The 1055-nt window shown below is 44.6% G+C and carries 1 protein-coding gene; it reads right to left on the bottom strand.

From position 1 onward, the window contains the following. A partial coding sequence (gene tuf, locus D1094_RS18405) for an elongation factor Tu (RefSeq protein ID WP_118961552.1) occupies nucleotides 1–1055 on the bottom strand: 1055 nt, incomplete at both ends.

The following is a 1055-nucleotide window of genomic DNA, read 5'->3' as shown; positions in this document are numbered from 1 at the left end:
ACAACACCAGCACCAACAGTACGACCACCTTCACGAATCGCGAAGCGTAAACCTTCGTCCATCGCTACTGGGTTGATTAGCTCAACAACAAACTTAAGGTTGTCACCAGGCATTACCATTTCAACACCTTCAGGAAGCTCTACAGAGCCAGTGATGTCAGTTGTACGGAAGTAGAACTGTGGACGGTAACCTTTGAAGAATGGCGTATGACGACCACCTTCATCTTTACTTAGTACGTATACTTCTGACTCAAACTTAGTGTGAGGAGAAATTGAACCAGGTTGACATAGTACTTGACCACGTTCAACGTCTTCACGCTTAAGACCACGTAAAAGGATACCACAGTTCTCACCAGCACGACCTTCGTCAAGAAGCTTACGGAACATTTCAACACCAGTACACGTTGATTTTTGAGTATCACGGATACCAACAACTTCTACTTCGTCACCTACAGTGATGATACCACGCTCAACACGACCTGTTACAACAGTACCACGACCTGAGATTGAGAAAACGTCTTCGATTGGCATGATGAATGCACCGTCGATTGCACGCTCTGGCTCTGGAATGTATGTATCTAACGCGTTAGCTAGTTCGATTACTTTTTCTTCCCACTTCGCTTCACCTTGAAGTGCGCCTAACGCTGAACCTTGAATTACTGGTAAGTCATCACCTGGGAATTCGTATTCTGAAAGAAGTTCACGAACTTCCATTTCTACTAATTCTAATAATTCTTCGTCGTCAACCATGTCACATTTGTTCATGAAAACGATGATGAAAGGAACACCAACTTGGCGAGAGAGTAAGATGTGCTCACGTGTTTGTGGCATAGGGCCATCTGTTGCAGCAACTACTAAGATCGCGCCGTCCATTTGTGCAGCACCAGTGATCATGTTTTTGATGTAATCGGCGTGACCAGGACAATCTACGTGTGCGTAGTGACGAGTTTCTGTATCGTATTCGATGTGAGAAGTATTGATTGTAATACCACGCTCACGCTCTTCTGGAGCATTATCGATTTGTGCGAAATCACGAACTTCACCACCGTGTACTTT

Origin of the sequence: Colwellia sp. RSH04 (assembly GCF_003545765.1) — a bacterium.
Classification (GTDB): domain Bacteria; phylum Pseudomonadota; class Gammaproteobacteria; order Enterobacterales; family Alteromonadaceae; genus Colwellia.
Note: the sequence above shows the minus strand (reverse complement) of the source record. Positions and strands in the feature narration are given on the sequence as shown.